Origin of the sequence: Cnuibacter physcomitrellae, from assembly GCF_014640535.1 — a bacterium.
GTDB classification, from domain to species: Bacteria; Actinomycetota; Actinomycetes; order Actinomycetales; family Microbacteriaceae; genus Cnuibacter; species Cnuibacter physcomitrellae.
The window spans coordinates 1,468,356-1,484,989 of sequence record NZ_BMHD01000001.1; the positions used below are offsets into that span (position 1 = coordinate 1,468,356).

A 16,634-nucleotide genomic window follows, 5' to 3' on the forward strand; every position below is an offset into this window, starting at 1 on the left:
GACCCCGGCCTCCGGACGCGCCGGGTCGGTCACGCGGAGCGCTCCTCGAGGCCCCAGGCCTGCCCATACCCGCCGTCGGCCTCCGGCCGGGCCATCAGCTCGAGGAAGGGAGCGGCCGGGAACGCTTCCGGCCCGAGCACCCCCGCACCCCGCCAGGTCCCGGCGGCCAGCAGCTCCAGCGCGACCACGGGGTTCAGCGCGGTCTGCCAGACCACGGCCTGGCTCTCGTACTCGCGCATCGTCCACTCGTTGTCGCTGACGTGGTAGAGGTACACCGCTCGCGGCGCGCCGTCCTTGCCCGTGCCCGTGACGTACAGTCCGGCGCAGGTCTTGCCCGTCATCCGCGGGCCCAGCGTCGCCGGATCCGGCAATCCCGCGGCGACCACGTCGCGCGGCGCCACCTCGACCGGGCCGTTCGCGCTGCGCACGCGCACCGGCTCGGTCCTGTCGAGCCCCAGCGTGTGCAGGGTCTTCAGGATCCCGATGAACTGCTCGCCCAGTCCGTACTTGAACGTCACCCGCCGGGCGTCGACCCAGCGCGGCATGAGCAGCACCTCCTCGTGCTCGACGTTGACGCACTCGACGGGACCGATCCCCTCGGGGAAGTCGAACACCTCGGGCTCCGAGAACGGCGCGGTGGTGTACCACCCGCGGTCCTTCTCCCAGATCACGGGAGGGTTGAGGCACTCCTCGATCGTCGTCCAGATGCTGAAGCTCGGAGCGAAGACCTCCTCGCCGTCCTCGTCGCGCACCACCAGGTTCGCCCCGTCGCGGGTGCCGAGCTCGTCGATGCTGTCGAACAGCTCGTCGGCGGCGTAGCGCGCGAACACGTCGGAGAGCCCGGGCTCGACGCCCATGCCCACGAGGGCGAGCCGCCCCGCGCCCTCCCATTCCTCGGCCCGGGCGAACTGCGCGTCGCCGAGCTTCACGCCCGTCTCCGAGTACGGATGCTCCGGGTGCGGATGCGACAGGCTCATCGCCATGTCGAGGTAGTCGGCGCCCGCGGCGAACGCGCCGGCGAAGATAGTGTCGACGAACGAGGGTTCGACCGCGTTCATCACGTGCGTCGCCTCGTAGCGTCGCGCGAGGTCGGCGACGCTGTCGGCCGAGGAGGCGTCGATGCGGTCCGCCGCGAACCGCGCCGCCACCTCGTCCCCGTGCCGGTCGCGCACCCACGCGACCGTGCGCTCCGCCCGCGCGAGGTCGTAGTCGGTCACCACCAGCAGGTCGTAGAAGTCACGGCGTGCGGCGATCTTCGCGATCGCGTCTCCCACGCCCCCGGCACCGACGAGCAGGATCCTCATGTCTGAACGGTAGCGGTGCGGCTCGATGCGCGCATCCCTTCAGTGAGAACCCGTCGTCTCTCGGGAGCGGATCCAGATCGGGCGATGGTCGCCGTCGCGTTCTCGTCTCAGGCGGAGCGCGAACGGAGCCCAGATCAGGATCGCCAGGCCCGCCCCCAGGACCATGCCGCCGAGGGTGTCGGTGAGCCAGTGGGCGCCGAGGTACGTGCGGCTCAGGAGCATGAGGATCGTGTAGGCGACCCCGGCCAGCCAGACCCAGAGCCGCCAGAACACGAGCCCGAAGACGACGGTGAGGGTGGCGGCGTTCGCCGTATGCCCCGAGGGGAATGAACCGTAGTCGCTCGTGACCAGCATGTCCGGCGGCCTCGTGCGCCCGACGACGTTCTTCAGGATCTGCACCACCCCCGCGCTCACGGCGAGCGCGAGGGCCAGGTACAGCGCGGCCCAGCGGCGCCGGAAGACCAGCAGAGCCGCGATCGCGAGGACGGGCACGAGGATGATCGCGATCCAGCCGCCGCCGAGCGTGTTCATCACGAGCGACGGCGCCTCCCAGACGGGCGAGCGATGCGCGATGATCTCGTCCATCCACTCGGTGTCGATCTCGAAGGGCGCCGCGCCCTGCCGCAGCAGGAGGAGTCCGCCGAGGAGGAGCACGAGCAGCACCGCCACGATCGCCGACACCACCGGCCACCGCCGAGCCACCACGACGGGGACGACGTCCTCCGGCTTGCCCGTCGCCAGCGCGTGGGCGTCCTCCCGCACCGTGGGGTGCGGCTCCTCGTGCGAGTGCGGCGCGTCCGCCTCCTGTTCTGCCATCCCCTCACCCTGGCACGCCCCCGCTCCCGCCGCCCCCAGCTCCCTCCCGGCGGATGTGCGGATGTGACACTCGTGGCGACCTCCCGCGCCGGGAAGCCACCACGACTGCCGGATGCGCGGCCCGGGCGGGCCGGGGCTTTCCGGATCTGACACTTGTGGCGGCCTTCCGCCGCGCTAGGTCACCACTAGTGCCATATTCGCGCCGCCCACGCGGGACGCGGGAGCGGGGTCGCGGGTCAGGAGAGGCCGGGGGCGGCGGGGGTCAGGAGGGCGAGCACCGCGACCGAGACGTTGAACACCGCGTGGGCGATGATCGAGGGGCCGAGGCGGCGGGTGAGGAGCGCGAGGCAGCCGAGGACGACGCCCACGAGGAAGAGGATGACGAGCCGCGACACCCCCTCCGAGGTGGTGGGCAGCCCCTCGAGGTGGAACGCGGTGAAGAGGACCGCCGAGCCGAGCACCGCGACCACCCCGGCGACACGGACCCGCGCGGTCGACGCCCCCGACGGGACCTCTCCGGGAGCGAGGGCCGCCCGCCCGAGCACGGCGTTGCGGAGCGCACCGAGGACGAGTCCGCGGAAGTAGAGCTCCTCGATCACCGGCGTCACGATCGAGGCGGCGAGCACCGAGGTGAGGAGGAACCACCCCAAGTCGCTGCCGGCGCTCTGCGAGAACGGCACCGGCGGTCCGCCGGTCGCGACGCGCACCAGCTCGGCGACGCCCACCGCGCCGAAGCGCAGGAGGATCCCGGCGAGCAGCCCGATCGCGAGGTCGAGCGGACGGAGGGCCAGCCCGAAGTCCGCCCCGAGGCTGCGCCGTCCGCGGAGGTACGAGGCCACGAGGACGACGGTGAGGATGGGCAGCCATCCGGCGACGACCTGGTCGACGGCCCACTGGAGCCGGGGGTCGTTCGCGATGCCCGGCAGCGTGTCGATCGAGAGGACGATCAGCGACACCGCCGCGAAGGCGACCACACCGGCCGCGGCGTCGACGAGGCCCCAACGTGGGTGGGATGGGCGATCGCTCACCCCACCCACGCTACCGGTCAGGAGGACGCCGGACCGGACGGGACCGGGACCGGGTGCACGGCCGCGACGCCGGGCACCGACGAGAGCACGATGCGAGTGCGTCCGTCGGCGGTCTCCGCCTCGGACGCGAGCGCGAGGCCCGCGTCGAGCGCGGCGCGCATCCGCCACGACACGGCGGCTGTCGCCACCGGGTCGTCGCGCCACCCGGGCCGGGCGTGGATCACCACGTCGGGCTCGAGCACCGCGCCGGCGGCGAGGTAGGCCCGGTGGGCCGAGCGGATGAGCGCCGCAGCCCACAGCTCGGGGTTCGGGACGGTGGGGTCGACGATCACGCAGTGCAGCGCCAGCGGGTGCACGGCGCCCGACGGCCCCCACCAGACGGCGCGGGCGACGGGACGGTCGTCGATCTCGGCGAGCCACGTCCACTCCCGGCGGTAGCTGCCGGTCGCGAATCCGTCGCGGAGCCGTGAGGCGTCGACCCACGAGACGGGGTCGACGGACGCGAATCCGATCAACGACACGTCGTCGGATCGGTTCGATGATCTGAACATGAGAGAGCCTTCCGGGCGTGGATGTGAGGAGGAGAAGGTGAGGGAAGGCGCTTCCTGGCGTTCGTCCTGGAGAGGACGGGTCGGCGCGTCAGCGCGTCAGAGGACGCGGCGGAGCCGATCGGTCTCCCGGAACGGGAAGCGACTGAGGACGGAGTCGACTCAGTGCTTCGGAGCGAACGGGGGAAGCGCGATGATCACTGGGGTCATGGAGCTCACCTCTTCCGTTCGTCGGTGCAGCAGAGCGCTGCGACCCCCGACGTTACACGTGTCGGAGGTCGCAGCGCAAGAGGGGTCGTGGGATCAGCGCTCGGGGGCGGTCTCCACGCTCGCGACAGGAGCCGCCGCCGCGTCAGCAGGCGAGGCGGACGCAGCAGGCGAAGCAGGCGAGGCGGGCACCGCACTCGTGGGCGCGCCCCCGGCGGCCTGCGGCGCCGACCACCCCGTCGCCGCCTTGCGGCGGGCGAAGAAGAACACCACCACGGCCGCGACCAGCGCCACCGCCGCCGGCAGGATGAGCGACTGGGCCATCGCGGTCGAGAAGCCGTCCTGCAGCTGTGCGGGCAGGGACTGGCCCGCCGACGCCTCCGATCCGGAGAACTCGCCCATCCCCGGCAGCTCGGCCGACAGGCGCGCCTGGATCAGCACGGCGATGGAGGCGCTGCCGAGCACGGCCCCGATCTGGCGGGTCGTGTTGAAGACGCCGGATCCGGCTCCCGCATCCTTCGGAGCCAGGTTCCGGGTGGCGGTGTTGGAGATCGGGGCCCACATCCCGGCGTTGGCCAGACCGAGCAGCGCGGAGGGCAGGAGCAGCATCCACACGGGGGTGTCGGCGTGCAGCAGGAGCGCGTACCAGACCAGTCCCGCGGACAGGAACACCAGCGCGAGCACCGCGATCGGCCGGGGGTCGATGCGGTTGAGGGCGCGACCCACCACGGGTGCCAGGCCACCGGCGATGACGGCCATCGGCACCAGCATCAGCGCCGACTGGGTCGGCGTGAAGCCGCGCACGATCTGGAAGTAGAACACGAGCGGCAGCGACATGCAGGTGACCGTGAAGCCGACGAGCGAGATCGCCGTGTTGGCCAGCGAGAAGTTGCGGTCGCGGAACAGTCCGAGCGGCAGCAGCGGCTCGCTCCGCTTCTGCACGGCCTGCCAGACCACGAAGAGCGCCAGCACGACGACCCCGGCGATGATGAGCGACCAGACGCTGATCGGCCCGACGATGGTGCCCCAGTCGTAGGTCTCCCCCTCCTGGATGCCGAACACGAGGAGGAACATGCCGATCGCGCTCAGGATGACGCCGGGGATGTCGAAGCGGTGCGAGTGGGTCTTGAGCTTCGGCACGTAGATCGCGGCGAGGACGAAGCCGATGATGCCGACGGGCACGTTGATGAAGAAGATCCACTCCCAGCCCAGTCCGTCGACGAGGAGGCCGCCGGCGACCGGGCCGACGAGCATGGCGACACCGGCCACGGAACCCCAGAGACCCATGGCCGCACCGCGGCGCTCGGGCGGGAAGATGCGGGTGATGACCGAGAGGGTCTGCGGTGCCATCAGGGCTGCGCCGAGTCCCTGCACGGCGCGGGCCACGATCAGCATGCCGATGCTCGTGGAGAGCCCGCACCAGGCCGAGGCGGCCGTGAACACCACCAGGCCCGTGAGGTAGATGTTCTTCGGACCGAAGCGGTCACCGAGGCGGCCCGTGATGAGCAGGGGCACGGCGTATGCCAGCAGGTACGCGCTGGTGACCCAGATGACCGCGTTGATGTCGGTCGCGAGGCCCTCCATGATGGCGGGGTTCGCCACCGACACGATGGTCGTGTCGATGAGGATCATGAAGAACCCGATGACCAGCGACCAGAGGGCGGGCCAGGGCTTGACGGTGGTGTCCACGAGGGATCTCTCTCTGTGCAGGGGGGGGTCGGAGGGGCCGGTCAGTCCCAGGGGAGGGAGCCGTCGGCCAGGTCGGCCAGGAGCGCGTCGATCCAGTCGATCTCGCTCTCGAGCAGCGTGCGGCGGTACTGCGCCTCGATCCAGAACCGGCGGGGCAGGTCCTTCGCGAGCACACGGCCCACCCCGCCGTCGACGCCCACCAGTTCCGCACGGAGGCTGTCGACGCGACGCTCGAGGAGGGCGCGCACCTGATCCAGCGGGAGGTTGTGGGCCTCGGCCAGCGCGAGGGCGAACTCGGGGTAGGCGGGCACCGGGGAGGCGAGCATGGCGGTGAGGCGCTCCTGGAGCGCCTGCCTGCCCGCCTCGGTGACCTCGTAGGTCGTGCGCTCCGGGCGGTTGCCCTCGCGCGAGGTGCCGACCTCGCGGGCGTAGCCCTCGCGCTCGAGGCGAGCCACCGTGTGGTACAGCGACCCCGGGCGCACCTTCACGAGCTGGTCGGTCTGGCGCAGGGTCATCGTCTGGAACATCTCGTACGGATGCATCGGGCTCTCGACGAGCAGGGACAGCGCCGCCACCGCGAGCGTGGTGAGCTCGGCCATCGTTCCTCCCCGTCGACTATTCCACATGGAATATACGGGATGGACTACCCGAACGCAAGCCGCGTCGTCGCCCGGAGCACGAGGAAGCCCCCCGTCCCGGAGGACGAGGGGCTTCCGTGGTGCGAGGTGCTGGAGATCAGCCCTGGCCGTTGACGATCGCCAGGAGCGAGGGGCTGTTGGCGTACGCCTCGGCCGCGTTCTCCTTGGTGACGATCACCGGGGGCAGCAGGTACGCGGGAACGACCTTCACGCCGTTGTCGTACTGCTCGGTGTCGTTGACCTCGGGGTCGGTGCCCTTCTGGAGGTCCTGGATCATCTTGATGGTCTGGTCGACCAGGAGGGTGGTGTCCTTGTTGATGGTGGAGTACTGGTCTCCGGCCATGATCGACTTCACCGACTCGGCCTCGGAGTCCTGACCGGTGACGGTGAAGGTCTTGACGTCCTTGCCGGCCTGCTGCACCGAGGTGAGGATGGCGCGGGCGAGGGTGTCGTTCGGGGACAGGACGCCGTCCAGGGTCTTCGAGCCGTAGGTCGAGGTCAGCAGCGAGTCCATGCGGGACTGTGCGTTCTCGGCCTTCCAGCCCTGGGTCGCGGTCTGGTTGATGTCGGTCTGGCCCGAGCCGACGACGAGGGTGCCGTCATCGATCTTGGGCTGCAGCACGCTCATCGCGCCGTTGAAGAACACGGCCGAGTTGGCGTCGTCGGGCGAGCCGGAGAACAGTTCGATGTTCCACGGGGCGCCGTGACCGGAGCGGGCCGCGAGACCATCCAGGAGGGCCTGGCCCTGCAGCTCACCGACCTTGTAGTTGTCGAACGCGACGTAGTAGTCCACGTTCGGGGTGTTCTCGATCAGGCGGTCGTAGGCGATGATCTTCACGCCCGCGTCGGCGGCCTGCTGGAGCTGGGTGCCCAGCTGCTTGCCGTCCTTCGCGCCGATGACGATGACCTTGGCGCCGTTGGTGACCATGGCCGAGATCTGGTTCTGCTGCTCCGCGACGGTGTTCGAGGCGGGGGCGTACTGCACGTCGGCCTTGAAGCCGGCATCCTCGAGGCCCTTGGTGAACAGGTCACCGGCGAGAACCCAGTTCTCCGAGGTCTTGTCGGGCAGCGCGACGCCGATGGTCGAGTCGGCCGGGAAGCCCGCGCTCGCCGCGTCGGTGCTGTCGGTCGAGCCGCCGCGGTCGTTGCTCGAGCAACCGGCCAGCGTCAGCGCTGCGGCCGCCGCGAGGGCGGTCGCTGCCAAAGCGATTCTCTTCATTGATTGATCACTCTCTCTTGGTGGTGGTGAGACGGATTCGGTGGCGTGGCGCTAGGAGCGCGTCACGTCGGCCGGCTGACTCGTCTCGTTCGTTCCGGCCGTTGGCAGAACGGTCGGGGGCTCGGTGGGGCCATCGGCCGCGCGCGCCCGGCGGCGCGAGGACCAGATGCCCAGGATGGACGGACGCCCGCTGGCCTTGCTGAGCACGTCGACACCGACGGCGAGCAGGAGCACCAGGCCCTTGATGATGGACACGTAGTCGGCGCCGACACCCAGCAGCTGCAGGCCGTTGTTCAGGAACGCCATGACCAGACCACCGATGATCGACCCGATCACGGTGCCGATGCCGCCGGAGACCGCGGCGCCGCCGATGAAGACCGCGGCGATCGCGTCGAGCTCCCAGCCGTTGCCGTCCTGCGGACCGGAGGCGGTGGAGCGGGCGATGAAGATCATCCCGGCCAGAGCGGCGAGCACCGACATGTTCATCATCACGAAGAAGTCGACCCGGCGGTCCTTCACGCCCGACAGGGTCGCGGCGAGACGGTTGCCACCGACCGCGTAGATGCGGCGACCGAAGGTGGTGTTGTTCGTGATGAACGTGTAGATGATCACGAGCACCACGAGGATGATGCCGGAGATCGGGAAGCTCGTGCCCACACGGCCCGTCGCGAACAGGTACGCCGCGGCGAGGATGATCGCCGAGATGATGACGACCTTGACGATCGACACCCACAGCGGCGCCGAGTCTGACCCGGTCTTGTGCTGGCGGCGGCGCAGGCGGATCTCGTTGAACACGACCCAGACCACGCCGAGGAGGCCGAGGACCATGGTGAGGAAGTTGAACGGCAGCGCGATGGGCAGCTCCGGCAGGTAGCCGGCGCCGATCTTGCCGAAGTCCTGCGGCACCGGGGTGGTGGTCGACTGACCGACGACCTGGTTCGCGCCACGGAAGATGAGCATGCCGGCCAGGGTCACGATGAACGCCGGGACCCCGACGTACGCCACCCAGAAGCCCTGCCATGCACCGATCAGGGCACCGACCACGAGGCCGAGCACGATGGCAAGCGGCCAGGGGAGGTTCCAGTCGGCCATCGACTTGGCGACCACGATGCCGACGAACGCCGCCACCGATCCCACCGACAGGTCGATGTGACCCATGATGATGACCATCACCATCCCGATCGCGAGGATCAGGATGTAGGAGTACTGCTGCACGACGTTGATGAGGTTCGTCGACGACAGCGTCAGTCCGCCGGTCAGGACCTCGAACAGCAGGATGATGACGATCAGCGACCCGAGGATGCCGAACTGGCGAGCCGTGGACTGGCTGCGGCCGAACACCTTCTTGATGTCGGCCAGACCGCCCGACTTCTTCGGCGCGGACGTGTCGGTGGTGGTGGTCATGCCTGTGCCTTCTTCTTCTCGCTCGTCATGCTGCGCATGAGGTTCTCAGGAGTCGCGTCGGACGCGGTGATCTCGTCGGTGATGCTGCCCTCGAAGACCGTGTAGATCCGGTCCGCCATGCCGAGCAGCTCCGGCAGCTCGCTCGAGATGAGGATGATGCCCTTACCCTGCGCGGCCAGCTCCTGGATGATCGTGTAGATCTCGTACTTGGCGCCGACGTCGATGCCGCGGGTGGGCTCGTCGAGGATGAGCAGGTCGGGGTCGGTGAACATCCACTTCGCCAGCACGACCTTCTGCTGGTTGCCACCGGAGAGCTTGGAGACGCCGACCTCGACGCTGGGCGTCTTGATCCGGAGCTTGCCGCGGTAGTCCTCCGCGACCTCGTGCTCCTTGTAGGCGTCGACCACGCCGTGCGGGGCGATCTTCGACAGCTTCGCCGAGACGATGGAGCGCTCGATCGTGTCGAGCAGGTTGAGGCCGAGCACCTTCCGGTCCTCGCTCACATACGCCAGACCGTGGCGGATCGCGGACGGCACGTCGCGCATGACGATCGGCTTGCCGTCCTTGATCACCTCGCCCTCGAGGTAGGTGCCGTAGGAGCGGCCGAACAGGCTCATCGCCAGCTCGGTCCGGCCCGCACCCATCAGACCGGCGAGCCCGACCACCTCGCCGCGGCGGACGTAGAGGTTGGAGTGCTTCGCGACCAGACGCTCGGCGATGAGGGGGTGCTGGACCGTCCAGTCGCGCACCTCGAAGAACACCTCGCCGATCGTGGCGTGGCGCTCCGGGTATCGCGACGCCAACGAACGACCCACCATGCCGCGGATGATGCGGTCCTCATCCACACCGCCGGCGTGGACGTCGAGCGTCTCGACCGTCTTGCCGTCGCGGATGATCGTGATCGAGTCGGCGATCCGCTCGATCTCGTTCAGCTTGTGACTGATCATGATCGACGCGATCCCGCGGCCCTTGAGGCCGAGGATGAGGTCGAGCAGGTGCTGCGAGTCGTCCTCGTTCAGCGCCGCGGTCGGCTCGTCGAGGATGAGGAGCTTCACGTTCTTCGACAGCGCCTTGGCGATCTCGACCAGCTGCTGCTTGCCCACACCCAGGTTCTTGATCTGCGTGTCCGGGTCGTCCTCGAGGCCGACGCGGGCCAGCAGCTCGATCGCACGCGCCTTCTGCTCCACCCAATCGATGCGCCCGAAACGCGTGACCTCGTTGCCGAGGAAGATGTTCTCGGTGATCGACAGCTCCGGGATCAGCGCGAGCTCCTGATGGATGATCGCGATCCCCGCATCCTCGCTGGCACGGATGTCGCGGAACGCCACAGCCTGCCCCTGGAAGAAGATCTGACCCGAGAACGACCCCGCGGGGTACACGCCGGAAAGCACCTTCATCAAGGTCGACTTCCCGGCACCGTTCTCACCGCAGATGGCGTGGATCTCGCCCGCCTGGACGGTGATGGAGACATCCTCCAGGGCCTTGACCCCGGGGAACTCCTTGGTGATGGACCGCATCTCCAGAATGGGCGGCGTGCCATCAGGGCGCATATCTGCTCCTTTGCCTGCGCGCGGTGGGAGGTCTTCCCACTCGAGCTGTCGTGTCAACGATGTCATGCACGACGAGGATCGAGTATCGCAACGTTAGGTCACATCGTCAAGCTGAGACAGCATCCGCTGGTAACGAATAGAACACGATCTGAGCGGCCGTGCCGGAAGGGCATGTGTCCCACGTTGACTTCCGCGTCATCGTTGCTAGTCTCGATGCTCGATCGCGAGAGCGGACGACAGCACCGTCGCACCCCCGCATCCGCTCGCTTCCGCCGCTCGGGCACCTCTGACGACCTGCCCGACACCGCCGACGCGACCTCGACGAAGAGAGAGTTCCAACGCTGACATGGATGGCAGAGACGTCACCCGACACGCCAGGGCACGGCTGGAGGACGTGGCCCGACTCTCCGGTGTGAGCGCGAAGACGGTATCACGCGTGTTCTCGGATTCGTCCAAGGTCTCCCCTCAGACCCAGCAGAAGGTCATGGAGGCGGCGAAGCGGCTGCGCTTCCGGCCCAACGTGCTCGCGCGGGACCTCCGCCGCGGGGGCGTCAGCAGCACGATCGCGTTCATCATCGGCGACATCCAGAACCCGTTCTACTTCCACGTCGCCGCGGGCATCGAACGCGAGCTGTCGCAGCACGGCTTCACCATGCTGCTCGCCACCACCGCCGACTCGGCCGACAGCGAGGCCCGGGTGGTCGACTCGCTCCTCGCCCAGCGGGTGCGGGCGCTCCTGCTCATCCCGGTCGCCGACGACCAGTCCTACCTCGAGGGCGAACGGCAGCTCGGCACGCCCATCATCGGCGTCGACCGACCCCCGCGCGACCTCGTGGCCGACACGGTGGTGCTGGCCAACCGCAGCGGCATGGCCGAGGCCGTGCGCTCGCTCACGGCGCTGGGCCACCGCCGCATCGGATTCGTCAGCAACCCCTCGGCCTTCCACACGGTGGACGAGCGGCTCGAGGGGTACCGCGAGGCGCTGAGAGAGGTCGGCGTCACCGAGACGCAGTGCTGGGAACGGGTCTACGACGACCCGTCGGTCGACGTGCAGGAGTCCGTGCGGTCGCTGCTCGACTCCCCCGATCCGCCGACGGCGATCGTCACGGGCAACAACCGCGCGACGGCCGGCGCCCTCCACGAGCTCCAGCGCCGTCGGGAGTCGATCGCCCTGATCGGGTTCGACGACTTCGACCTCGCCGACGTGCTGGGCATCTCGGTCGTCGCGTACGACACCCTCGAGCTCGGGCGCGCCGCCGCCCGGCTCGCGCTCGATCGGATCGAGTACCCCGACGGCCCCACCCAGCGCATCGAGGTCCCCACCCGCCTGGTCCACCGCGGCTCGGGCGAGATCCCCGTCCAGGTCTGAGCCACCCGCGCCGGTCGACACCCCGCGGGTTCCGCCCCCGCCGCGCGCCGTCGTCGCCTCAGCGGCGTCGTCCGCCCTCCCCGCGGACGCAACCAGCGCCGCCACGGGGCGGGCGGCGGGCGCTAGCGTGGGGTGATGGACGTGCCTGTCATCGACATCGACCGGGATCCCGCCGCCGTCGGCCGCGAGATCGACGAGACCCTGCGCAGCGTGGGCTTCTTCCAGATCGTTGGCCACGGCGTGCCGACCGAGATCGCGGACGGATGCTGGGACACCGCCCGGGCGTTCTTCGACCTGCCCCTGGAGGCCAAGCGGGAGATCGAGCGGGCGCCAGGGGGCCTCTACGGGTACTTCCCGATGGCAGTGGAGTCGCTGGCCAACTCCCTCGACGGGATGGGGCCGGGCGACCTCAAGGAGTCGATCAACGTCGGATGGCCCACGCCCCCGCCCGGGCCGTACGCCGACGAGACCGAGGCGGCGCTCTTCGCCCCGAACATCTGGCCGAGCGCGCTGCCTGAGCTGCGCCCCGCCACCGAGGCGCACTTCGGCGAGATGCAGCGCCTGTCGCACCGGCTGCTCTCGATCTTCGCCCTGGGGCTCGGGCTCGACGCCGGCTACTTCGCCGACAAGACGAGCCGGAGCCCGGCCGCGCTCCGCGTGATCGACTACCCCGAGCAGGCCGCGCCGCCGGAGGACGGCCAGCTGCGGGCCGGAGCCCACACCGACTACGGCACGCTCACGATCCTCAGGCAGCAGCTCGGCCGCGCGGGCCTCCAGGTGCACGACGCCGCCACCGACTCGTGGATCGACATCCCACCCGTCGAGGGCGCCTACGTCATCAACATCGGCGACCTCATGGCGCGCTGGACGAACGACCGCTGGACCTCGACCCTCCACCGGGTGATCGATCCGGATGCGGGATCCGCCGTGTCCGCCCGTCGCCAGAGCATGCCGTTCTTCTTCAACGCCGACTACTCGCAGGTGATCGAGTGCCTCCCCACCTGCGTGGGCGACGGCGCGCGATACGAGCCCGTCCTGGCCGGCCCCCACCTCGCCGGCAAGACCCGCAAGGCCGTCGCCTAGCCCGACCCGAGCCCGGTGACCCACCCTCGTCCGCCCGACGCTCTTGACGACGTCCGGATGCGGGCCTACCGTGGTCCTCGCTGAAACCTGAATCACCTGTCAGGTCGGCGCGGGATCGCGGTGAGGCGGTGGCATGCAGACGGTGCTGAGGAGCGGGCGACCGCTGCGGCTCGACGACATCGAGGACGCCGCCGACGCCCACGAGCTCGCCCTCCGCACCGCAGGGGTGTCCCGAGGTGCCCTGATCGCGACGGCGATGCGCAGCGGAGCGGAGCACCTCGCCCTCCACCGGGCGTTGCGTCGGATCGGCGCGGCGCTGGCCCCGCTGTCGCCCGCCCTCCCCCCGGCGCTGCTCTCCTCCGCCGTCGATGCGCTCAGGCCCTCGCTGCTCCTGGTCGAGTCCGCGGCCCGCGACTCCACGACGAGCGGCACCCCGGTCGGCTCCCTCGGCGGCCCGTTCCCCGCCGCCGCCACCGCGACCCGCCCTCTCCCCGACGGAGCCGAGTTCGTCTTCCTCACGTCGGGCACGACCGCCGACCCCAAGGCCGTCGTCCTCGACGGTCGCGCCGTGGCCGCCACGGATGCGGCCCTGCTGTCCCGCTTCCCTCTCGACTCATCCGACACCGTGCTCTCCGTGATGCCACAGCACCACACCGGGGGCTGGACGGTCTTCCCGCTCGCCGCGCTCGAGTCCGGCGCCCGCCTGATCGTGAGGGATCGGTTCGACCCGACGGCCGCGCGCGAGGCTCTCGTCGAGCACGGCGTGACCGCGATGATGGGCGTCCCGACGCACTGGTCGCGTCTCCTCGCGGTGCTCAGACCCGGCGAGGCGCCCTTTCCCGCGCTCCGGCACGCGGTGGTGGGCGGCGCCCCCGTGCCGCCGGATCTGGTCGCGCGGGCGGCGTGCCACGGCATCCGCCTGATCGAGGGCTACGGCCTGACCGAGGCGGGGCCCAACGTGGCCGCCGCCCGGGTTCCCGGCGGCCCGCTCCATCCCTACGACGGCGTCACGGTGAGGCTCGCGGACGACGGCGAGGTCCTCGTCTCGTCGCCCTCGCTCGCGGCCGGCTACCTCGACGATGAGGCGGCCACGCGCGACACGTTCCGCGGCGGATGGCTGCACACCGGTGACCTCGCCGAGGAGCGGGCGGGCGGCGGGTTCTCGATCGTGGGCCGGATCGACGACGTGTTCTCCACGGGCGGCGAGAGCGTCGTCCCCGCGTCCGTCGAGCGCGCGATGCTGCGACTGCCCGGTGTCCTCGAGGCCGCCGTCATCGGTGTGCCCGATCCCGACCTCGGGTCCGTCGGCGCGGCCTTCGTGGTCGCCGCGCACGGCGCGGAGCCCTCGCTCGCGACCGTCCGGGCCCGGCTCGCCGACGAGCTCCCCCGGCACGCTCTCCCCGCTCGGCTCCACGTCGTGCCGTCCCTGCCGCGGACGCCGGTGGGCAAGGTCGACCGCCGGGCGCTGAGGGAGGATCGACGATGACCTCGGCACCGCGCACGGCCCGAGGCGCCAGGACGCGCGCCGCCCTCCTCGAGGCGGCCGAGCACGTCTTCGCCGAGCTCGGCTACGCCGACGCCAGTGTCGTCCGGATCACCGAGCGCGCGGGCGTCGCGCAGGGCACGTTCTACCTCTACTTCGACAGCAAGCTCGACCTCTTCGACGAGCTCGTCGACGACCTCAACCGCCGGGTCCGCCGCGCCATGAGCGAGGCGTCCGCGGCGGCACCCGACCGCCTGTCGGCGGAGCGTGCCGGGTTCCGTGCCTTCTTCGCCTTCACCGCCGAGCATCCGGCCCTGTACCGGATCATCAGGGCGGCCGAGTTCGTCTCGCCCCGGGCCCTGCATCGGCACTACGACCGCATCGTCGAGGGCTACGCCGAGGGTCTGGCCGAGGCGCAGCGCCACGGCGAGGTGCGCCCCGACCTCGACCCGGACGTCGCGGCGTGGGCCCTCATGGGCATCGGTGAGCTGGTCGGGATGCGCTGGGTGCTCTGGGAGAGGGATGCGGAGGGCGGGGTCCCCGACCACGTCCTCGACCAGGTGGCCCTGCTGGTCGACGGCGCGATCGGGCGCCGGACGGCACCGGCGACGACGAGAGAGGAGAACGGATCATGAGCGATCTATCAGGACGCCGAGCCCTGGTCACGGGCGGCGCGAGCGGCATCGGGCGGGCCTGCGCGACCGCGCTGGCGGAGGCGGGGGCGCACGTCGTCGTCGCGGACCTGGACGGCACCGCCGCGGCCGCCGTCGCCGAGGAGATCGGGGGCGAGTCGTGGGAGGTCGACCTCTCGGCGACGAGGGACCTCGACGACCTCACGCTCGACGTCGACGTGCTCGTCAACAACGCCGGGATCCAGCGGGTGGCGCCCCTCCACGAGTTCGAGCCCGACGTCTTCCGCCGGATCATGGCGATCATGGTCGAGGCCCCGTTCCTCCTCGTCCGTGCGGCCCTCCCCGGCATGTACCGCCGGGGATGGGGTCGCGTCGTCAACATCTCGTCCGCGCACGGGCTGCGGGCCTCGGCCTTCAAGTCCGCGTACGTCACCGCCAAGCACGGTCTCGAGGGGCTCTCGAAGACGATCGCGCTCGAGGGCGGCCCGCACGGCGTGACGAGCAACTGCGTCAACCCGGCCTACGTCCGCACTCCCCTCATGGAGAAGCAGATCGCCGATCAGGCCGCGCACCACGGCATCCCCGAGGACGAGGTGATCGAACGGGTCATGCTCGCGGAGCAGGCGATCAAGCGGCTCGTCGAGCCCGACGAGGTGGCCTCCCTGGTGACGTGGCTCTGCAGCGACCACGCCCGCTCCGTGACCGGGGCCTCGTACACGATCGACGGCGGATGGACGGCGCGATGAGGTCTCCGCGACGATCCTCGGTCGAGGTCGACGGAGGCTCGCTCGCCGTCCACGAGTGGCCGGGGAACGGGCCGGATGCGGTGGTCGCCGTGCACGGCATCACCGCGAACCACGCGGCGTTCCACGCCCTCGCGGAGGCGCTCCCGGACGTCAGGCTGATCGCCCCCGACCTGCGCGGACGCGGGTCGAGCCGGGCGCTGCCCGGCCCGTACACTCTCGACCAGCACGCCGAGGACGTCCTCGCCGTGATCACCGCGGCATCCGCCGCTCCCGTGACGCTCGTCGGCCACTCCATGGGCGCCTTCGTCGCCGTCCTCGCCGCGGCCAGGCGACCCGATCTGGTGCGCAGCCTCGTCCTCGTCGACGGCGGGCTCCCCTTCCCTCCCGGCCCGGGAAGCGAGGAGGAGCGGGTGCAGGCGACGCTCGGGCCCGCCCTGGCGCGACTCGACATGACGTTCTCCGATCGCGAGGCGTACCACGACTTCTGGCGCACGCATCCCGCGTTCGCCGGTTCCTGGAGCGACGCGATCGCGGCCTACGCCGATGCCGACCTGGTCGGGGAGGGGCCGGACCTCCGGCCGGGCTCGAACCCCGAGGCCATCGCCGTGAGCGCTCGTGAGCTGCTGGGCCATGCCGGGCACGCCTCCGCCCTGCGATCCCTGGCGGAGCAGCCCGTCACGTTCATCCGGGCACCCCGTGGCCTCCTGGACCAGCCGGAGGCGCTGTACTCCCCCGACGTCGTGGACGCCTGGCGGCGCGAGCTCCCCGGGTGGCGGATCGTCGAGGCCGACGACGCCAACCACTACACCGTCGTCATGGCTCCCGCGGGCGCCGCCCTCGTCGCTCGCGTCGTCCGAGACGCCCCGATCCCCACCGCATCCTGACCGCGTACCCGATCCCTTCACCGTCGAGAGGACA

The 16,634-nt window shown here is 70.5% G+C and carries 15 protein-coding genes; 6 read left to right on the top strand and 9 right to left on the bottom strand.

Annotation, left to right across the window (positions count from 1 at the left end; translation table 11 throughout):
* Positions 1-29: 29 nt before the first annotated feature.
* From IEX69_RS06860 to mmsA, 9 genes are all read right to left on the bottom strand, one after another.
* Positions 30-1,304: a saccharopine dehydrogenase family protein gene (locus IEX69_RS06860; protein WP_085020312.1), complete on the bottom strand. Its 1,275-nt coding sequence runs from the start codon at positions 1,302-1,304 to the stop codon at positions 30-32.
* Between the two features lie 39 nt (positions 1,305-1,343).
* On the bottom strand, positions 1,344-2,120 hold the full coding sequence (locus tag IEX69_RS06865; RefSeq protein ID WP_085020313.1) for a phosphatase PAP2 family protein: 777 nt from the start codon (positions 2,118-2,120) through the stop codon (positions 1,344-1,346).
* 236 nt (positions 2,121-2,356) lie between these two features.
* On the bottom strand, positions 2,357-3,148 hold the full coding sequence (locus tag IEX69_RS06870) for a CPBP family intramembrane glutamic endopeptidase (RefSeq protein ID WP_157127240.1): 792 nt from the start codon (positions 3,146-3,148) through the stop codon (positions 2,357-2,359).
* Between the two features lie 17 nt (positions 3,149-3,165).
* Complete coding sequence (locus IEX69_RS06875) at positions 3,166-3,699, bottom strand: hypothetical protein (RefSeq protein WP_085020315.1); 534 nt, start codon at positions 3,697-3,699, stop codon at positions 3,166-3,168.
* A gap of 300 nt (positions 3,700-3,999) precedes the next feature.
* Entirely contained in the window at positions 4,000-5,592 is a 1,593-nt protein-coding gene (locus tag IEX69_RS06880) for a DHA2 family efflux MFS transporter permease subunit (RefSeq protein WP_085020316.1), read from the bottom strand.
* A gap of 41 nt (positions 5,593-5,633) precedes the next feature.
* Positions 5,634-6,191 (bottom strand): PadR family transcriptional regulator, encoded by a 558-nt coding sequence (locus IEX69_RS06885; RefSeq protein ID WP_085020317.1) that lies wholly within the window; start codon positions 6,189-6,191, stop codon positions 5,634-5,636.
* Between the two features lie 136 nt (positions 6,192-6,327).
* Positions 6,328-7,449 (bottom strand): substrate-binding domain-containing protein, encoded by a 1,122-nt coding sequence (locus tag IEX69_RS06890; RefSeq protein WP_085020318.1) that lies wholly within the window; start codon positions 7,447-7,449, stop codon positions 6,328-6,330.
* 51 nt (positions 7,450-7,500) lie between these two features.
* Positions 7,501-8,853, bottom strand: a complete 1,353-nt coding sequence (mmsB, locus tag IEX69_RS06895; RefSeq protein WP_085020319.1) for a multiple monosaccharide ABC transporter permease — start codon at positions 8,851-8,853, stop codon at positions 7,501-7,503.
* On the bottom strand, positions 8,850-10,370 hold the full coding sequence (gene mmsA / locus IEX69_RS06900) for a multiple monosaccharide ABC transporter ATP-binding protein (protein ID WP_276328900.1): 1,521 nt from the start codon (positions 10,368-10,370) through the stop codon (positions 8,850-8,852). The genes mmsB and mmsA overlap by 4 nt, the downstream gene beginning before the upstream one ends.
* Positions 10,371-10,749: 379 nt before the next feature.
* Between mmsA and IEX69_RS06905 the strand changes: the two genes are divergently transcribed.
* The 6 genes from IEX69_RS06905 (at position 10,750) to IEX69_RS06930 (ending at position 16,600) form a co-directional block, all read left to right on the top strand.
* Positions 10,750-11,772 (top strand): LacI family DNA-binding transcriptional regulator, encoded by a 1,023-nt coding sequence (locus tag IEX69_RS06905; RefSeq protein WP_085020321.1) that lies wholly within the window; start codon positions 10,750-10,752, stop codon positions 11,770-11,772.
* Between the two features lie 135 nt (positions 11,773-11,907).
* Positions 11,908-12,855: an isopenicillin N synthase family dioxygenase gene (locus tag IEX69_RS06910; protein ID WP_085020322.1), complete on the top strand. Its 948-nt coding sequence runs from the start codon at positions 11,908-11,910 to the stop codon at positions 12,853-12,855.
* Positions 12,856-12,988: 133 nt separating this feature from the next.
* Positions 12,989-14,341 (top strand): class I adenylate-forming enzyme family protein, encoded by a 1,353-nt coding sequence (locus tag IEX69_RS06915; RefSeq protein WP_085020323.1) that lies wholly within the window; start codon positions 12,989-12,991, stop codon positions 14,339-14,341.
* Complete coding sequence (locus IEX69_RS06920; RefSeq protein ID WP_085020324.1) at positions 14,338-14,973, top strand: TetR/AcrR family transcriptional regulator; 636 nt, start codon at positions 14,338-14,340, stop codon at positions 14,971-14,973. The genes IEX69_RS06915 and IEX69_RS06920 overlap by 4 nt, the downstream gene beginning before the upstream one ends.
* Positions 14,970-15,716, top strand: coding sequence for a 3-hydroxybutyrate dehydrogenase (locus IEX69_RS06925; RefSeq protein WP_085020325.1), 747 nt, complete (start codon positions 14,970-14,972; stop codon positions 15,714-15,716). Before IEX69_RS06920 ends, IEX69_RS06925 begins: the two co-directional genes overlap by 4 nt.
* Complete coding sequence (locus IEX69_RS06930) at positions 15,713-16,600, top strand: alpha/beta fold hydrolase (RefSeq protein ID WP_174604478.1); 888 nt, start codon at positions 15,713-15,715, stop codon at positions 16,598-16,600. The genes IEX69_RS06925 and IEX69_RS06930 overlap by 4 nt, the downstream gene beginning before the upstream one ends.
* Positions 16,601-16,634: the final 34 nt, after the last annotated feature.